Source organism: Kineococcus aurantiacus (genome assembly GCF_013409345.1).
GTDB lineage: Bacteria > Actinomycetota > Actinomycetes > Actinomycetales > Kineococcaceae > Kineococcus > Kineococcus aurantiacus.
The window spans coordinates 3518793-3533890 of record NZ_JACCBB010000001.1 but is presented as its reverse complement, the minus strand read 5'-3'; the positions used below and the strand labels follow the sequence as shown (position 1 = coordinate 3533890).

Here is a 15098-nt window from a genome sequence, read left to right as displayed (position 1 = left end):
CCGTGCGGAACGGTGCCGAGCGGCACCGTGCTGTGCGCGACCCCCATCGCGCACAGCACACGCTAGCCCCTCGACTAGCCCGAACGGGTGAGTTTCGACCGATCCGGGAGGACTACCCGCTCAGCTCCCCAGCGGGACGATCTCGGGGGCCTGCAGGCGCACCGCGTCGGCCGAGGCGTCGTCGGGCTGCTCCTGGGAGGCTCGCTCGGCGGCGACCCGCTGCAGGTACGTCGCGACCTCCTTCGCCTTGCGCTCGGCGTCCCAGCCCAGCGGGCCGGCGACCAGGTCGGCGGCCAGTTCGGCCGACTCCGTGCCCCGGTCGTACGTCTCGATGGAGATGCGCGTGCGGCGGGCCAGGACGTCGTCGAGGTGCAGGGCACCCTCGTGGGTGGCCGCGTAGACGAACTCGGCCTTGAGGTAGTCGTCGGCGTGCGGGACGACCTCCCCGAGCGAGGGGTCCTCGGCGATGAGCGCGAGGACCTCGTCGACGGCCGAGCCGTAGCGGTTCAGCAGGTGCTCCACGTGGTCGACGTGGATGCCCGCCTTCGCCGCCAGCGCGTGCCGCTGGTTCCACAGCGCGTGGTACCCCTCGGCCCCCACCATCGGGACGTTCTCGGTGGTCGAGGCGGGGACCTTGCCGTCCAGGCCGTCGACCGCGACGTCGACCGCGTCCTTGGCCATGACGCGGTACGTCGTGTACTTGCCGCCGGCGACGACGACCAGACCCGGGACGGGGTGGCCGACGACGTGCTCGCGCGACAGCTTCGAGGTGGACTCGCTCTCCCCCGACAGCAGCGGCCGCAGGCCCGCGTAGACGCCCTCGACGTCCTCACGGGTCAGCGGGGACTTCAGCACGGAGTTGGCGTGCTGGAGGACGTAGTCGATGTCGGCGCTGGTGGCCGCCGGGTGCGCCTTGTCCATCGTCCAGTCGGTGTCGGTGGTCCCGATGATCCAGTGCCGGCCCCACGGGATGATGAACAGCACGGACTTCTCGGTGCGCAGGATCAGGCCCGTGCGGGACTGGATCCGGTCGCGCGGCACGACGAGGTGGATGCCCTTGGAGGCGCGGACCTTGAACTGCCCGCGGGCCTTGACCAGTTCCTGCGTCTCGTCGGTCCACACGCCGGTGGCGTTGATGACCTGCTTGGCCTTGACGCGGATCTCGGTGCCGGACTCCAGGTCGACCAGGACGGCGCCGACGACGCGCTCGCCCTCGCGGACGAACTCCTTGACGCGCGTGCGGTTGGCGATGAGCGCGCCGTACGTCGCCGCGGTGCGGGCGATCGTCATGGTGTGGCGGGCGTCGTCGACCTGGCCGTCGTAGTACTGGATGGCCCCGACCATGGCGTCCTTGCGGATGCCGGGGGCCTCCTTCTGCACGCCCTTGCGGGTCAGGTGGCGGTGCAGCGGGAAACCCTTGTTGTTCCCCGAGCTCAGCGCCATGCCGTCGTAGAGGGCGACCCCGGAGCCGACGTAGGGCCGCTCGGTGAGCCGCTTGGACAGCGGGTACAGGAACGGCACCGGCTTGACCAGGTGCGGGGCCAGCTTGTTGCGCAGCAGGCCGCGCTCGGACAGCGCCTCGTGGACGAGGGCGAAGTCGAGCATCTCCAGGTAGCGCAGGCCGCCGTGGATGAGCTTGGACGAACGGCTGGAGGTGCCCGAGGCCCAGTCGCGCGCCTCCACCAGCGCGGTCCGCAGCCCCCGGGTCACGGCGTCCAGCGCCGCACCGGTCCCGACGACCCCGCCACCGATGACGAGGACGTCGAGCTCACCTTCTGCCATCTCCCGCAGCGCGTCCGCGCGTGCCTGCGGCGACAGTGCCTTGATCTCCACGTCCTGCTCCTCAGCGTCTTCCGTACCGGTCGTGCTTCTGGTGTTGCTCCATGGTGTGCGCCGGGCGCGCGGTCCGCGCGCCCGGCGCGTTCAGGGAGGGGGGCGTCAGTCGACGTCCACCCAGTTCAACGTCCGCTCGACGGCCTTCTTCCAGCCGGCGTACCCGTCCTTGCGCTGCTGGTCGTCCCAGGTGGGTTCCCAGCGGGCGCCCTCGTTCCAGTTCTCGCGCAGCTCGTCGAGGTTCTTCCAGAACCCGACGGCCAGGCCGGCCGCGTAGGCCGCGCCCAGCGCCGTCGTCTCGGCGACGACGGGCTTGGAGACCGGGACGCCGAGGATGTCGGCCTGCAGCTGCATGCAGAGCTGGTTGGCGGTGATGCCGCCGTCGACCTTGAGCACCTCGACCTCGACGCCGGAGTCGGCGGTCATGGCCTCGGTGACGTCGCGGCTCTGGTAGCAGATGGACTCCAGGGTGGCGCGGGCGATGTGCGCGTTGGTGTTGTAGCGCGAGAGCCCGACGATGGCGCCGCGGGCGTCCGAGCGCCAGTACGGGGCGAACAGGCCCGAGAACGCCGGCACGAAGTAGCAGCCGCCGGAGTCCTGCACCTGCCGGGCCAGGGATTCGGACTCCCCCGCCCCGGAGATGATGCCGAGCTGGTCGCGCAGCCACTGCACGGCCGAACCGGTCACGGCGATGGAACCCTCGAGGGCGTAGACGGGCTTCTCGTCGTTGAACTGGTAGCAGACCGTGGTCAGCAGACCCGCCTTCGAGCGGACGAGTTCCTCACCGGTGTTCAGCAGCATGAAGTTGCCGGTGCCGTAGGTGTTCTTGGCCATGCCGGGGTCGAAGCAGACCTGGCCGACCATGGCGGCCTGCTGGTCGCCGAGGATGCCGGTCAGCTTGACCTTGCCGCCCAGCGGACCGGTCTCCAGGGTCTCGCCGTAGCCCTCGCTGCACGAGGACGGCTTGATCTCGGGGAGCATCGCGCGGGGGATGCCGAAGATCTCCAGGAGCTCGTCGTCCCAGTCGAGGGTCTCGAGGTCCATGAGCATGGTGCGGCTGGCGTTCGTCACGTCGGTGACGTGGGAGCCGCCGCGCGTTCCGCCGGTGAGGTTCCAGATCAGCCAGGAGTCGGTGTTGCCGAAGACGGCGTCCCCGGCCTCGGCGGCCTCGCGCACCCCGTCGACGTTCTCGAGGATCCACTGGATCTTGCCGCCGGAGAAGTACGTGGCGGGGGGCAGGCCGGTCTTCTGCCGGATCTTCTGGCCGCGTTCGTCGCGGTCCAGCGCCGAGGCGATCCGGTCGGTGCGGGTGTCCTGCCAGACGATGGCGTTGTAGTACGGCCGGCCGGTCCGCTTGTTCCACACGACGGCCGTCTCGCGCTGGTTGGTGATGCCCAGGGCCGCGAGGTCCTTGTACGTCAGGTTGGCCTGGCGCAGCCCGCTCTGGATGACCGAGCTGGTGCGCTCCCAGATCTCGATCGGGTCGTGCTCGACCCAGCCCGGCTGGGTCATGATCTGGGTGTGCTCGAGCTGGTACTTCGCGATCTCGTTGCCGCCGTGGTCGAAGACCATGAACCGGGTGGAGGTGGTGCCCTGGTCGACGGCGCCGACGTACTGGGGGGTCTGGTCAGACATGCTGTGGTCCCGTCTCTGCGTTGAGTGGTCGGTCAGTCGTCGGTGTGGACGCGGCCCTCGGGCTCGGCGGCCTCGGGGTCGGGCAGGTGGCGTTCGACGAGCACCCGGTACAGGCCGCCCCCGATGAGGGCACCGATGACCGGGGCCACGATGGGCACCCAGAAGTACAGCTGCCCGCCGGGGGTCTTCATGGCGTCGGAGTAGCCGGTGAGGAACTCCGCCACGCGGGGGCCGAAGTCGCGGGCGGGGTTGATGGCGTAGCCGGCGTTCGAGCCCCAGGCCATGCCGATCCCGACGACGACGAGGCCGATGATGAAGGGGGCCAGGTTCGCGGCCGGCGGCATGGCCTTGGCCTGCGAGATGGCGAAGATGAGGAAGACGAGGATGGCGGTACCGACGACCTGGTCCAGGAAGGCCGTGCCGATGCTGACGCCGGTACCCGGCAGGGTGGCGAAGATGCCCTGCGTCTCGGACGTCGTGCCGGGGTCGACGGTCATGATCGCGTCGTTGTACACCCAGCGCACGATGAGGGCGGCGACGAACGCGCCGAGGAACTGCGCGACCGAGTAGGGCAGGACCTTCTTCCAGGAGAAGCCCTGGAAGACGGCGAGCGCGATGGTGACGGCCGGGTTGAGGTGGGCGCCGGTGGTGCGGCCGGCGACGTAGATGCCGAAGGTGACCCCCAGGCCCCAGGCCCAGTGGATCGAGTCGGCACCGCCGTTCTGGCCGGCGACGACCTGGGCGACGACACCGACGCCGAAGAGGATGAGGACGGCGGTGCCGGCGAACTCGGCGAGCAGTTCGCCGGTGAGGGTGGGGGTGCGGGGCGCGACCCGCCGGGGCGGCGCGGCCGCGGAACTGGTGTGGGACATGGCGAACTCCACGTTGAGTCGTGTTCACGGCGGAAGGTGCGGCGTGGTGCCGTGGTCGTGAAGGTAGGAGGGCCGTGGGAGCGCGTCAACGCCGCGCGTTCGACGATGTCGAACGATCGCCCGGTCGTGAGGGGCTGGTCACCGTGAGCCAGGGCGGTGACTCTCCGTGGTCGTTCACCCGAACGGCTCAAGTCGCCGGTCGAGGCTGCCGATGACGCGACCATGACGACGCTGGACCCGGCCGTGGACGCGCCCCCGGACCTCGCGCTCGGCGTCTCCGCGCCGGTGCGCCACCCCGCGCACCCCGCGTACCCCGCGCACCCCGCGCACCCCGGGAGCGGTGAGCTCGACCGGGTCCTGCGGGCCGGGGCCCTGCACGCGCTGTTCCAGCCCGTCCACGACCTGCGCACCGGCCGCGCCGTCGCGGTGGAGGGCTTCGTCCGCGGGCCGCAGGACGGCGCGCTGTCCTCCCCCGCGCAGCTGTTCCGCGCGGCCTCGGCCGCCGGGCGCGTCGGCGACCTGGACCGGGCGGCGCAGGAGGTGGTGCTGGCCGGTGCGGCCGCGCTGCCCGGCGCGTGGCCGGTGTTCGTGAACTCCTCCCCCGACGGTGTCGGCGACGACCTGCCCACCCCGCCCGGGCCGACGGGGCCGGTGGTCCTCGACGTCCCCGCCCGCACGCTGCGGTCCCGTCCCGGCGCCGCCCTGCGGCTGGCGCGGCGGGCCCGCGAGCGCGGCTGGTCCGTGGCGCTGGACGACCTGGGCGCCGATCCCGGCGTCCTGGCGCTGCTGCCCGTGCTGCGCCCGGACGTCGTGAAGCTGGACCTGCGGCTGCTGGCCCGGCGCACGGCCGAGGAGGTGGCCGTGCTCGCCGGCGCGGTGGGCGCCTTCGCCGCGCGGCACGGGGCGCTGGTGCTGGCCGAGTCGGTCGAGGACGCCGCGGACCTGGCGACCGCACGGGCCCTGGGAGCCGACCTGGTGCAGGGCTGGGGGGTGGCGCACGTGACGCGCACCCCGGCCGGGGAGCCGGGACCGGTGGCGCTGCCCGCGCCGCGCCCGGCGCCGGCCGACGCCCTGGCCCGCCTGGGCGCCGCGGCGCGCCCGGCGGGGGCCGACGTCGTGGAGCGCGTCCTGGAGCAGCTGCGGCTGCGCGCCCGGCGCGGGCCGGACCCGGTCGTGGTCGTCTCCCTCGGCGGCGGCGCCGCGCGGCGGGCCGCGTCCGCGCTGGGCCCGGTGGCCTTCTCGGCGCACGCCGACCTCGACGGGCACGGCCTGGCGGTGCTGGGCCCGCACACCGCGACGGTCGTGCTGTCGGGCCCGGCCCGCGGCGCGGGTGAGCGCGGGCTCGCCGTGAGCCACGACCCGGAGCTGGTGGCCGACCTCGTCGAGCAGGTCCTGACCCGCGACCGCGGGCCCGCCCGCCCCGAGGTCGCGGCGCCGGCGCGCGCGGTGGCGCTGACCGACCTGGTCACCGAGGCGCTGGAGGGCGACCGGCGCACGGGCACGGGCACGGGCCTGCTGCTGGTGGGCGTGGACGGCACGTGCGGGCGCGGGGGCCGGGAGGACCTGGTGCGCCGGATGCGCCGGGCGGTGCGCTCGGTGGACCGGTGGGTCCCGCTGGGGCCCACGCACTTCGCGGTGCTGCTGACGGGGTTGCCCCGCGCGGGCAGCGAGGGCGTCGTCGAGCGCGTGGCCGACGCGCTGCTGCTGGCCGTCGAGCTGGCGGTGGACGTCCACCCCTCGCTGTCGGTGAGCATCGGGGCGAGCCTGGCGCCGACCCGGGCGGCGACGGCGGGCGAGGCGCACCGGCAGGCGGTCCAGGCCCTGGATTCGGCACGTGGTGCCGGAGGCCACTGCGCGCGGATCTGGCCCGTCTGACAAGCTGATCACCCGGGGCTGGGAACGATCGCACAGCGGCGGTCGCCGACGAGGAACGGGTGGGCATGTCGGGGTACTTCGCGCTGCTGCGCGATCCGGTGGTGGCACGGCCCTTCGTGGCCTCGGTGGTGGCGCGGCTGCCGATCGCGACCGCGCCGCTGGGGCTGGTGCTGCTCGTGCGGACGGCCCGGGACAACTACACCCTGGCCGGGATCGTCACGGGGCTGTTCGCCGTGGGCCTGGCCGTGGGCTCCCCGCTGTGGGGCCGGGCGATGGACCGGCTCGGGCAGCCCCGGGTGCTGGTCCCCTCGGCGACCCTGAGCGGGCTGCTGCTCCTGCTGCTGACGGGGGCGACGGTGTGGCCGGCGGTGCCGGCCGTCGTGCTGCCCGTCCTGGCGCTGCTGGCCGGCGCGACGTTCCCGCCGCTGTCGCCGGCGATGCGCTCGACGTGGCGCGTGGTGGTCGCCGAGGAGCGCAGCCGGCGGCGCGGCTACGCCCTGGACGCCGCGGCGGTGGAGACGATCTTCGTGGGCGGGCCGCTGCTGCTGAGCCTGCTGCTGCTGCTGGGCTTCGCGCCGCTGCCGCTGCTGGTGACGACCGTGCTGCTCGTGGGCGGGACCCTGGTCTACAGCCGCTCCCCGGGGGTGCGGCGCACCGTGCCCCACCCCGGGGCCGCGCACGCCCACGGCGGCGGGGCGGTGCTGCTGCACAGCCCGGGGTTCGTGCTGCTGCTGGCGGTGATGGCCGTCATGAGCGTCGGGTTTGGGATCCTCGACGTGTCGATGGCGGGGCTGGCCGAGCACCTGCTGGGCTCGGCGGACCGGCTGGGGGTGCTGTTCGCGCCCATCGCGAGCGGGTCGGCCGTGGGCGGCCTGCTGTACGGCAGCCGGGACTGGCGCAGCCCGGACCGGCGGCGGCTGCTGGTGACGCTGACGGCGTTCGGCGTGCTGCTGTTCTCCGTCGTGGCCGGCGCCGGTGACGACGTCCCGTTCGCGGTGCTGGTGGTGGTGCTGTTCCTGACGGGGCTGACCATCTCCCCCAACCTCATCGCCGCGCAGGGGCTGGTCGACCTGCTGGCCCCGGCGCACCGGCTCGGGGAGGCCCAGGCGTGGCTGTCGACGGCGATCACCGCGGGCGCGGCGGTCGGCAACGCGGTGGCCGGGGTGCTGCTGGACGCCGCCGGGGCGCGCACGGCGCTGACGGTCGCGGCCTCGGCGGTGCTGGCGGGGGCCGTGGTGTGCGCGGCGGCCCAGCGCACGTGGGCCGCGCAGCGGCCGGTGGCCGCGACCGTCCCCCCGGGCCGGGTTCACTAGGCTCGCGCGTCGTGAGCAGCGCACCGTCCTCCCGTCCCACCGCCCTCGTCACGGGGGCCACCGCCGGGCTGGGGGCCGCCTACGCGCGGTCGCTGGCCGGCCGCGGCCACGACCTGGTGGTCGTGGCCCGCGACGTGCCCCGCCTAGAGGCGACGGCGGCGCAGCTGCGCGCGGACTTCGGCGTGGAGGTGGAGGTGCTGGCCGCCGACCTGTCCGACCGGGCGGCCCTGGAGCGGGTGGCGGCGCGGGTCGCCAGCACCGAGCGCCCCGTGGACGTGCTGGTCAACAACGCCGGCTTCGGCCTGCGTCAGCGCTTCTTCGACGGCGTGGTGGCCGACCACGAGCGCATGTTCGACGTGCTGTGCCGGGCCGTCATGGTGCTGTCGCGGGCCGCGACGGGGGCGATGGTGCCGCGCGGGCGCGGGCGGATCCTCAACGTGGGCTCGGTCGCGGGCCTGGTGCCCGGCGGGGGGCACTACTCCGCGGCCAAGGCGTACGTGATCGTGCTGACCGAGACGCTGGCCGGGGAGCTGCGCGGGACGGGCGTGACGGCGACGGTCGTGGAGCCGGGCTACGTGCGGACGGAGTTCCACGCCCGCTCGGGGATGTCCTCGGGGGGCAGCTCGACGCTGTCGAGCCGGATCTGGCTGGACATCGACGACGTCGTGGACGCCTCGCTGGACGACCTGTTCGCGGGCCGGTCGGTCAGCGTCCCCACCAAGCGGTGGAAGGCCGTCTCGACGGTGCTCGACGTCCTGCCGCGCGGCCTGGTCAGCTCGGTGTGGAACCGGATGCCGTCCGGCGCCAAGCGCCGGCACCCCACGGGCCGGCACTGACTTCCCCGTTCTAGAACACGGAGGGTAGTCGAGGGGTAACTTAGAGCACGTGAATGCTGTGCCCTCGGACCGGACCGCCGAGGTGGACACCGGTGACCGCGACGAGCGCGCACGGCTGGAGGCCCTGCGCGACTACGTCGACGTCACCGCTCCACCGCCGGCGCAGCTGCAGGCCGTCGTCCGGCTCGCCACCCGCCTGACCGGGCTCCCCCACGCCGTCGTCAACATCATCGACGAGCAGTACCAGCGCCAGCTCGCCGCCGAGGGCTTCGACCGCGGCATCAGCGCCCGCACCGACTCCATGTGCTACTACACCCTCGGCGAGGGCGCCCCGGTGCACTCCCCCGATGCCCGCGAGGACGCCCGCTGGGCCGGGAACCCCTGGGTGGACGGCAGGCTGGGCCACGTGCGCAGCTACGCCGCCGCGCCCCTGCTGACCCCCGACCACCACGCGCTCGGCACCCTGTGCGTCTTCGACGACACCCGGCCGCAGGAGCTGACCGAGAGCCAGCGCACCGACCTCGCCGACCTGGCCGACCTGGTCGTCTCCATCTTCGACCGCGAGCGCCGCGCCCGCCTGGTGCACGCCCAGGAGGAGGCGCTCGCCGTGGCCCGCAGCGACGCCGACACCGCCCGGGCCCTGCAGGCGGCGCTGCTGCCGCACGCGCTGCCGAGCACCGACCACGTCCGGCTCACCGCCCGCTACCTGCCCGGCACCGACGGCGCCGAGGTCGGCGGCGACTTCTACGACGCCATCGAGGCCGGGAACACCTTCGTCGTCGCCATGGGCGACGTGCAGGGGCACAACGCCTCGGCCGCCGCGCTCATGGGCCGGGTGCGCACGGCCGTGCGCGCCTACGTCAGCGAGGGCCACGACCTGTCGGCCGTGCTGGAGCGCACCAACCAGCTCATGCAGTCCTTCGAGGGCGAGCTGTTCGCCACCTGCTGCCTCATCGCCCTCGACCAGGCCACCGGCGAGGTCGAGGTCGCCAGCGCCGGGCACCCCGCCCCCCTGCTGTTCGCCCCCGGGCCGGTCCGCCCCCTGAGCGTCGACCCCGGCCCGCCGCTGGGCGTGGAGCACGACGCGGAGTTCCCCCGGACCCGACACCGGCTCACGGGCCGCAGCCGGGTGCTGCTCTACACCGACGGGGTCGTGGAGTGGCCGCGCGAGGCCGGCACCGGGGAGGGGACCCTGGAGGTGGCCCTGACCGCCCACGCGTCCGCGCCCGCCGAGACGGTCGCCGACCGGGTGCTGGCCCCCGTGCAGCACGAGCGCGACGACGACGCCGCCCTGCTCGTCCTGGACTACTCCGGCCCCGACCCGGGCCTGCGCGAGACTCGCATCGTCCTGCCCACCGACACCCGCGCCGTGCGGGCCGCCCGCGACCACCTGCGCACGACGCTGGCCGCGTGGGACCTGTCCAGCGCGGCCGACGAGGCCGAGCTCGTGGTGTCCGAGCTGGTGACCAACGCCGTGCTGCACTCGGGGTCGCCGGCCGCCCTGACGCTGCGGCACGACCGCGAGGACCGGCTGCTGTGCGTCGGGGTCGAGGACGGCTCCACCCGGCACCCGCAGCCGCGCGACAGCGACGAGGACGCCACCGGCGGCCGCGGCATGCACATCGTGCAGCTGCTGGCGCACCGGTGGTGGGTGGCGCCGACCGGCGACGGCAAGACCGTCTGGGCCGACCTGCTCGTCGCCTGACCGGCCAGCCTGACCGGCCAGCCTGACCGGCCACCCCACCCGGGCGGGGTGGCCGGGGTGCCTCAGTCGACGATCGCGCCGGGGTTGAGGTTGCGCCCCGGGTCCACCCCGGCGAACAGCGCGCCGACGATCCCGGCCCCGGCCGGGGAGATGTCCTGCTCGATCCAGCGCTTGTGCTCGCGCCCCACGGCGTGGTGGTGCGACAGCGTCCCGCCGTTGTCGATGAACGCCTGCTGGATGGCGCCCTTGACGGTGTCGTAGACCTCCAGCCCGTCGCGGTCGGTCGGGGCCTGGAACGCGAAGGTGAAGTACTGGCACGCCCCGGAGTGGTAGCTGTGCGACAGGTGGCAGAAGATGAACCCCTTCACGCCCACCTCGGCGAACGCCTTCTCCGCCGCGGCGACCACGTTGTCGTGCACCGACTTCAGCGTCGTCCACGACGACGACGTCTCCGACACGTCGCCGTAGGCGCCGCGGTCGAGGATGAAGTCGCGGATGTAGGGGGTGTCGAACTTCTTCTGGTCGTACAGGGTCCCCGGCCCCGAGCCGACGCCGAACCCGCCGTGCTTCTTGACGATCTCGCCCACGAGGGTCTTGTCGCGCCGCACGCTGGTCGCCGAGCCCTCGAAGCCGATGAACGACAGGCACATCTGCGACAGGTCCATGCCCTTGCGCTTGCTCGCGTAGAGCTGCACGCCCTTGTTGAGCAGCTGCCCCAGCGTGCTGCCCTTCTTGGACGTGGCGAGGGTGAACTGCGTCTCGTTGGCGTCCGAGACGCGGGTGATGCTGGGGCTGGCGTCGGAGGCGGCGATGGCGTGCATGGCCTTCAGCCCGCTGGCGTAGTCGGGGAAGAAGTAGGCCTGGATGACGCGCTCCTCGGCCAGGCGGTGCACCTGGACGGTGGCCTCGGTGATGATCCCCAGCCGGCCCTCGCTGCCCAGGACCATCTCCCGGACGCTGGGGCCGGTGGACTGCACCGGCACCTCCGCGGTGGCGACGAGGCCCTTGGGGGTCACGACCCGCACGGCGCGGGTGATGTCGGCGATGTCGCCGAAGCGGTCGGACTGCATGCCCGAGGAACGGGTCGCGATCCAGCCGCCGAGGGTGGAGTGCTTGAAGCTGTCCGGGAAGTGCCCGATGGTCCAGCCGCGGGCGTTGAGCTGCTCCTCCAGGTCCGGTCCGAGCGCACCGGCCTGGATGCGGGCGGTCTTCGCCGTCTCGTCCAGGGACAGGACCGCGCGCATCCGGCCCACGTCCAGGGACACGACCGGGCGGGTCTCCTCGCGCGGGGCCTCCAGGGACCCCACGATGTTGGAACCGCCGCCGAAGGGGATCAGGACGGCGTCGGCCTCCAGGGCGATCCGCAGCGCGGCCTCGGTCTCGGCCTCGGTGCCGGGGTAGACCACGAGGTCCGGCAGGCGACCGAAGTCGCCGCGGCGGATGCGGACCAGGTCGCGCATCGACTTGCCGTAGGTGTGCACGACGCGGTCGAGGTCGTCGTCGTGGACGTGCTCGGCGCCCAGCGCCTCGACGAAGGCCGCGCGCAGCTCCTCGGGGGCCCGGGAGGCGGGGACGTCGAGCTCGGACAGCTCCGGGACCCGCACGGGCGGGGCGTCGAAGTCGATGCCCGCCACCTTCATGACGAACGGCGCCAGGTTCGGCTTGTCCTCGTGGTGGAAGGCGACGCCCTCCTGGCCCCAGCCCCACCACTTCATGTGCTCGACCACAACTGCTCCCCGCTGTTCGCCCCGCTTGTCGGGCGCGAGCCTACGCGTCCCCTGCGACACGGGAGGCCAGGAAGCGCACCGCGAGCTCGTAGCCCTGCACGCCCAGCCCGGCGATGACGCCCGTCGCGACGGGGGTGAGGTACGAGTGCCGGCGGAAGTCCTCGCGCGCGTGCACGTTGGACACGTGCAGCTCCACCAGCCCCGCGCGCAGCTCGGCGCAGGCGTCGCGCAGCGCGACCGACGTGTGGGTCCAGCCGCCGGGGTTGAGGACGACCGGGTCGCCCGCGTCGGCCGCGTCGTGGACCCAGCCGAGCATCTCGTGCTCGGCGTCGGTCTGGCGCAGCTCCACCGCCACCCCCAGCTCCGCGGCGAGCACCTGCAACCGGGCGTCGACGTCGGCCAGCGTCGTGGTGCCGTAGACCTCCGGCTGGCGCTTGCCGAGACGGCCGAGGTTGGGTCCGTTGAGCACGAGGATCGTCACGCGGGGACAGTAGCCCGGGGCCGTGTCGGGGGTCGGTGCCACGCTCCGGGCCGTGAGCACCCCCGCTGAGCCCTTCCGCTGCTTCGGCACCGGCGACGCCCTGTACGCCGCCTACCACGACACCGAGTGGGGGCGCCCCGTGCGCGGGGACCGCGAGCTGTTCGAGCGGATCAGCCTGGAGGCGTTCCAGTCCGGGCTGAGCTGGATCACCGTCCTGCGCCGCCGCGAGGCGTTCCGGGCCGCCTTCGACGGGTTCGACCCCGCGGCCGTCGCCGCCTACGGGCCGGACGACGTGGCGCGGCTGCTGGCCGACCCCGGGATCATCCGCAACCGGCTCAAGGTCGAGGCGACGATCGCCAACGCGCGGGCCGTGCTGGCGCTGCGCGAGGCCGGCGGGAGCCTGACCGACCTCTTCTGGTCCTTCGCCCCCGACCCGCGCCCGCCCGCCCCGGAGTCGGCCGCCGACGTGCCGGCCCTGACCCCGGGGTCGACGGCCCTGGCGAAGGCGCTGAAGGCCGCCGGGTTCCGCTTCGTCGGGCCGACGACGGCGTACGCGGGCATGCAGGCCTGCGGGCTGGTCGACGACCACCTGCGGCACTGCCCGGTCCGGGCGGCCGTCGAGCGGGAGGCGGGCCGCGCCTGAGCGGTGCGCCCACCCGCCCCCCGATCCCGAACGCGCGCAACGGGCGACGACAGCGGTGCCCGGGACGCGGCGGTCCGACACCGCCCGACCGGCGGCAGCCGTTGACGGCGTGTGAAGGTGCTGTGACCGCCGTGGGACGCACCCGCGTGAAGGAACGCGGTCGCGAGTGCGAGAATCGTGGACCGAGCGGGAGCCACGTCCCGGCGAGCCGAAGAACAAGAGGTGTTCACATGGTCGATCGACAGCGAGTCGTCATCGTCGGGGGTGGCTTCACCGGCCTGTACGCCGGCAAGAAGCTCGAGAAGCTCCTTCCGGCCTCCACGGCGGAGCTGGTGATCGTCTCCCCGACGGACCACCTCACCTACAGCCCGCTCCTGCCGGACGTCACCGCGTCCGTCATCGAGCCCCGCCACGTCGCGGTGTCGCTGCGGCAGGTCCTGCCCCGCCACAAGCTGGTCATCGGGCACACCACCTCGGTCGACCCCGAGGCCAAGACCATCACCATCTCCAAGAGCGAGCGCGGCGTCGTCGGCGAGGGCACCCAGGTGCTGTCCTACGACAAGCTCCTGCTGGCCCCCGGTGCGGTCACCCGCCGCTTCCCGATCCCGGGCGTCTCCGAGAACGCCCGCGGCGTCAAGACCATCACCGAGGCCGCGTTCGTCCGCGACCACCTGCTGTCCCAGCTCGACGAGGCCGACAGCCTGCCCGACGACCCGCGCTTCGACGCCGAGCGCGCCGAGCGCATGACGGTCGTGGCCGTCGGCGCCGGCTACACCGGCACCGAGATCGTCGCCCAGACCCACCGCTGGCTGTCCCGCGTCGCCGACCGCTGGTCGAACATCGACGTGCGCGACGTGAAGTGGCTGCTCATCGACGTGGCCCCGGCCGTCCTGCCCGAGCTCGGGCCGCGCCTGGGCCAGTACGCCCTGTCGGCCCTGAAGGCCCGCGGCATCGACGTGCGCCTCGGGGTCTCCGTGGCCAGCGTCGAGGGCAACGTCGTCAACCTCACCGACGGCACCCCGGTGCCCTCGCGCACCCTCATCTGGGGCGCGGGCATCATGGCGAACCCGCTCATGGGCACCCTGGGCCTGCCGCTGGACCGCGGCCGCCTCGTCGTCGACGCCAAGTTCCGCGTCGCCGGCGCCGACGACGTCTGGGCCGCCGGGGACGCCGCCGCCGTGCCGGACCTGGCCAAGCCGAAGCCGGCCGACGGCCCGCAGCCGATCACCCCGCCCACCGCGCAGCACGCCCAGCGCCAGGGCACCCAGGCCGGCAAGAACATCGCCGCGTCCTTCGGCATCGGCCAGGCCGCCGACTACGTGCACAAGGACCTCGGCCTCGTGGCCGACCTCGGGGGCGGCACCGCCGTCGCCAAGCCGCTGGGCATCGAGATGACCGGTCTGCCGGCCAAGATCGTCGCCCGCGGGTACCACCTGTACGCGCTGCCGGCCATGAGCAACCGCATCCGCGTGCTCACCGACTGGGCGCTGCACGTCGTCCTGCCCCCGCAGGCCGTCGCGCTGAACCAGACCCGTCCGGAGGACGCGCTCATCACCCCGGCGCAGAACACGGACATCTACCCCAAGGCCGAGGAGAAGCCGAAGGTCGGCTGACCCCTCCCCCGAGGTGATCTCCGAGGAGGCGGTGGCGCACGTCGCCGCCTGCCTCGGGACCAGCACGAACCGGGCCCGCCGGCTGGCGCACACCGCGCTGCCGGCGGGTTTCGCGCGTGCGGTGACGGTCCCGCGCGTCGTGCTCGTCGAAGGGGCGACCGACGCGGCCGTGCTCGGCGCGCTGCTGGCCGTCCCGGTCGTCGCCGTCGGCGGCAAGCACGTCTTCCCGCTGGCCGTCGCCGTGGCCCGCGCGCACGGGGCCGACGTCGACGTCGTCCTCGACTCCGACGCCGGCGACCACCGCGCGCACCACGGCAGCCGGCGCGTCCAGGCGGCGCTGGCCGCCGCTCCCGTCCGCCTCCACGTCCTGCCCGGGGACCTGGAGGTGTCGCTGGCCGGCTGGGCCTCCTTCCTGCACGCCCTGCACCGCGACGGCGGGGCGCTGGACAAGGACCCCGCCCGCTACGCCGCGGCCGCCCGCGCCGCCTCGCGCGCCGACCTCCCGCCCACCCTCTCGTGCTTGATCACCGAAGTGCTCGATCACGGGAGTGCTTGATCACGGGAG

General features: G+C 73.8%; 12 protein-coding genes. 7 read left to right on the top strand and 5 right to left on the bottom strand.

Features of this window, described 5'->3' with window-relative positions; genetic code table 11:
- Positions 1-120: 120 nt before the first annotated feature.
- From BJ968_RS17065 to BJ968_RS17055, 3 genes are all read right to left on the bottom strand, one after another.
- The gene (locus BJ968_RS17065; RefSeq protein WP_179756895.1) at positions 121-1782 is read right to left on the bottom strand and encodes a glycerol-3-phosphate dehydrogenase/oxidase; all 1662 of its coding nucleotides are present in this window, start codon (positions 1780-1782) and stop codon (positions 121-123) included.
- Between the two features lie 156 nt (positions 1783-1938).
- Positions 1939-3468, bottom strand: a complete 1530-nt coding sequence (gene glpK / locus BJ968_RS17060) for a glycerol kinase GlpK (RefSeq protein WP_179753862.1) — start codon at positions 3466-3468, stop codon at positions 1939-1941.
- Positions 3469-3500: 32 nt separating this feature from the next.
- Complete coding sequence (locus BJ968_RS17055; protein ID WP_179753860.1) at positions 3501-4340, bottom strand: MIP/aquaporin family protein; 840 nt, start codon at positions 4338-4340, stop codon at positions 3501-3503.
- A 222-nt stretch (positions 4341-4562) separates the two neighbouring features.
- Here BJ968_RS17055 and BJ968_RS17050 point away from each other — a divergent pair, with 222 nt between their 5' ends.
- From BJ968_RS17050 to BJ968_RS17035, 4 genes are all read left to right on the top strand, one after another.
- Positions 4563-6215: a bifunctional diguanylate cyclase/phosphodiesterase gene (locus tag BJ968_RS17050; RefSeq protein ID WP_179753858.1), complete on the top strand. Its 1653-nt coding sequence runs from the start codon at positions 4563-4565 to the stop codon at positions 6213-6215.
- A gap of 65 nt (positions 6216-6280) precedes the next feature.
- Positions 6281-7528 (top strand): MFS transporter, encoded by a 1248-nt coding sequence (locus BJ968_RS17045; RefSeq protein ID WP_218885130.1) that lies wholly within the window; start codon positions 6281-6283, stop codon positions 7526-7528.
- Between the two features lie 11 nt (positions 7529-7539).
- The gene (locus tag BJ968_RS17040; RefSeq protein ID WP_179753854.1) at positions 7540-8364 is read left to right on the top strand and encodes an SDR family NAD(P)-dependent oxidoreductase; all 825 of its coding nucleotides are present in this window, start codon (positions 7540-7542) and stop codon (positions 8362-8364) included.
- 58 nt (positions 8365-8422) lie between these two features.
- The gene (locus BJ968_RS17035; protein ID WP_179753852.1) at positions 8423-10069 is read left to right on the top strand and encodes a SpoIIE family protein phosphatase; all 1647 of its coding nucleotides are present in this window, start codon (positions 8423-8425) and stop codon (positions 10067-10069) included.
- Positions 10070-10131: 62 nt separating this feature from the next.
- Here BJ968_RS17035 and BJ968_RS17030 read toward each other — a convergent pair whose 3' ends face one another.
- Both BJ968_RS17030 and aroQ read right to left on the bottom strand, forming a co-directional pair.
- Positions 10132-11796 (bottom strand): FAD-binding protein, encoded by a 1665-nt coding sequence (locus BJ968_RS17030; protein ID WP_179753849.1) that lies wholly within the window; start codon positions 11794-11796, stop codon positions 10132-10134.
- Between the two features lie 40 nt (positions 11797-11836).
- On the bottom strand, positions 11837-12277 hold the full coding sequence (gene aroQ, locus BJ968_RS17025; RefSeq protein ID WP_179753847.1) for a type II 3-dehydroquinate dehydratase: 441 nt from the start codon (positions 12275-12277) through the stop codon (positions 11837-11839).
- Between the two features lie 52 nt (positions 12278-12329).
- Between aroQ and BJ968_RS17020 the strand changes: the two genes are divergently transcribed.
- The 3 genes from BJ968_RS17020 to BJ968_RS17010 all read left to right on the top strand — a co-directional run bounded on the left by BJ968_RS17020 (position 12330) and on the right by BJ968_RS17010 (position 15089).
- The gene (locus BJ968_RS17020) at positions 12330-12920 is read left to right on the top strand and encodes a DNA-3-methyladenine glycosylase I (protein ID WP_179753845.1); all 591 of its coding nucleotides are present in this window, start codon (positions 12330-12332) and stop codon (positions 12918-12920) included.
- 230 nt (positions 12921-13150) lie between these two features.
- The gene (locus BJ968_RS17015) at positions 13151-14533 is read left to right on the top strand and encodes an NAD(P)/FAD-dependent oxidoreductase (RefSeq protein ID WP_179753843.1); all 1383 of its coding nucleotides are present in this window, start codon (positions 13151-13153) and stop codon (positions 14531-14533) included.
- A 13-nt stretch (positions 14534-14546) separates the two neighbouring features.
- Complete coding sequence (locus BJ968_RS17010) at positions 14547-15089, top strand: toprim domain-containing protein (protein ID WP_179753841.1); 543 nt, start codon at positions 14547-14549, stop codon at positions 15087-15089.
- The last annotated feature ends 9 nt before the right edge of the window (positions 15090-15098 follow it).

Excerpts from the sequence above, each read along its gene's own strand:
- BJ968_RS17015 (WP_179753843.1), top strand. The coding sequence starts at position 13,151 with ATGGTCGATCGACAGCGAGTCGTCATCGTCGGGGGTGGCTTCACCGGC.
- glpK (WP_179753862.1), bottom strand. The coding sequence starts at position 3,468 with ATGTCTGACCAGACCCCCCAGTACGTCGGCGCCGTCGACCAGGGCACC.
- BJ968_RS17045 (WP_218885130.1), top strand. The coding sequence starts at position 6,281 with ATGTCGGGGTACTTCGCGCTGCTGCGCGATCCGGTGGTGGCACGGCCC.
- BJ968_RS17050 (WP_179753858.1), top strand. The coding sequence starts at position 4,563 with ATGACGACGCTGGACCCGGCCGTGGACGCGCCCCCGGACCTCGCGCTC.
- BJ968_RS17065 (WP_179756895.1), bottom strand. The coding sequence starts at position 1,782 with ATGGCAGAAGGTGAGCTCGACGTCCTCGTCATCGGTGGCGGGGTCGTC.
- BJ968_RS17055 (WP_179753860.1), bottom strand. The coding sequence starts at position 4,340 with ATGTCCCACACCAGTTCCGCGGCCGCGCCGCCCCGGCGGGTCGCGCCC.